This is a genomic window from Myroides sp. LoEW2-1 (assembly GCF_009767705.1).
Lineage (GTDB): Bacteria > Bacteroidota > Bacteroidia > Flavobacteriales > Flavobacteriaceae > Flavobacterium > Flavobacterium album_A.
In genome coordinates, this window is the sequence record NZ_WSPP01000242.1 from 1 (window position 1) to 1,676 (window position 1,676).

The 1,676-nt window shown below is 30.9% G+C and carries 2 protein-coding genes; both read right to left on the reverse strand.

What is annotated here, in order from left to right:
- Window positions 1–67: 67 nt before the first annotated feature.
- Entirely contained in the window at window positions 68–595 is a 528-nt protein-coding gene (locus tag GOQ24_RS12920; RefSeq protein WP_155093284.1) for a hypothetical protein, read from the reverse strand.
- A 187-nt stretch (window positions 596–782) separates the two neighbouring features.
- Window positions 783–1,400, reverse strand: coding sequence for an alpha-ketoglutarate-dependent dioxygenase AlkB family protein (locus GOQ24_RS12925; protein ID WP_160339881.1), 618 nt, complete (start codon window positions 1,398–1,400; stop codon window positions 783–785).
- Window positions 1,401–1,676: the final 276 nt, after the last annotated feature.

Sequence of the window (1,676 nt, forward strand, 5' to 3'; positions counted from 1 at the left end):
ATATTCACTTGTTTATGCTAAACATAGTCTTTCAAATGAAAGAATTTAGACTTTTAGAAAGTGATAACTACCTTATTCCCATTTTTTTATTCGCAAACAACAATAAAGATTGTACATAATCACAGTCAAAGCCTATACCGTAAACTTCATCAACACTTAACTCATCAATCGTATCTAACCATTCTCCAGTTTCTGATAGTTCTTCAATAGCGAAAACGCACTCACCATCTTTTTCCAGAAATCTACCAATACGCCAATCGTTACTATGCTTTAATCTTAAAGAAAATGCACCATACTTCTGATTGATTTGCTTCAATATTGTAAAGAAGTCTTCACTTAAATCAAAAGGCGTATAAGTGAAATCAATATACTTAGCCTTGAAAATATCTTCTTTAAACTTGAGATGATCATCTTTAAAGACTTGAGCGATCTTACTTCGATTTATTAGTTCATAACCGTCGATCATATACTCAATTACATTGCGTTTAATCAATACCCATTCCTCATTATAGTCTACTATTATACCGTAGATTATATTCTTCTTTCTACCTTTCAAATGAAGGCCAACATACTGATATAAATACTTTTCGACCATAACCGTAGTTTTAATTAAAAAAACAAGTCTCCTTAAATAACAAGAATAACCTTAAAGAGATTGAACTAAATTTAAGAAAAATAAATGAAAAACTATCATTTATTATGCATTTCTAATCAAGAATTCTGAAAAATATTCAAATATCTATAAATCAATTTGTTAACTTCATAATCTATTCACTAAAGTTCTACGATTCTTTTTCTATTGTTCTAAAAGTCAGATTAATTCGACCTTTTCTTACTTTCTTACTCGGAGGTAAACGGTGTAACCAATAATCTTGTGTTACTCCTTTCATTTCAATCAAACTCCCTGTTTCTAAAACGACATCTCTCTTTTGATTCAACTCTTTGTGTTTGAAGCTAAATATTCTTGTAGCTCCAAAACTCAAAGAGGCAATCGATCCATTCTTTTTCAGATCTATCTCTCCATCACTATGCCAAGCCATCCCTTCCTCTCCTGTGGCATAATAATTTAACAAACAAGAGTTATAAGTCTCTCCCGTTTTTGCCTCTACAATTGTTTTCAACACCAATAAACTCTCGGTCCAAGGCAAAGCATATTTAGTAACATTAGAGTACGTATAAGCAAATCTTTCATCTCCATACCAAGCTATTTTCCTCTTTGTACTTATTCTCTTCCCGTTCACTACTGCTTCATCGTGTTTCCAAGCGATTTCATCCAATAACCTGGAATAATAATAAAGACTTTCTTCGACAGTTAAAGCAAAGCCATGTAAAAGTACTTCTCCATCAAAAGGCAACAGATTGTCCCTTTCCTCATCCACAAACTGTGTAAATAAATCCATATCAACATTTTAAAGGACAATATTACAGATAAACAAATAGGGAATCAGAAAAAAAGTTGCGATAAATTAAAGCAAAAAAGGCCAAAGAATTACTTTGACCTCTTTATTGACATTAATCAAAAAGATGTTTTGTGGGGATAAAGTTTTTCAAATTGGCTAAAACTAAATCGTTCTTTTTAATTAAAATCATATTTCTTACTACTATTTTATGTCATTATTAAATAGGACGAGTATAATAACTTAAAAAGTCAATCGAAATCAACCTCTGTAGTAAGA